1 pseudogene is annotated in these 279 nt (G+C 51.3%); it reads left to right on the plus strand.

Annotation, left to right across the window (positions count from 1 at the left end):
- Positions 1-279 (plus strand): annotated as a pseudogene (locus tag G9F48_RS19410) (glycosyltransferase family 2 protein); the annotation flags it as partial.

Below are 279 nucleotides of genomic sequence, written 5' to 3' on the forward strand. Positions count from 1 at the left end.
TGCCTCAGCATGTATGAAAAAGCGAAGGCTGATCAGGCTGATCTCGTGATTTGCGAGTATGCGGCCGAATTTGCGGATACGGGGAAAACCGCCGTTTCAACGATCGCTTCAGCGTACGCGGGCCGCCCGAAACAACGGTACCTGAAAGATTTATTTGAAGGAAGAGTCAGCGGTTTTTCATGGAACAAGCTGTACAAAAGAACGATGATCGAGCATCATCAGCTGCGCTTTCCGCTTCGTGATGAGCTGGAGCACGTGGAGGATCAGTACTTCAGCCTC

Source organism: Bacillus sp. EKM420B (assembly GCF_011065565.1).
Classification (GTDB): Bacteria; Bacillota; Bacilli; order Bacillales; family Bacillaceae; genus Bacillus; species Bacillus velezensis.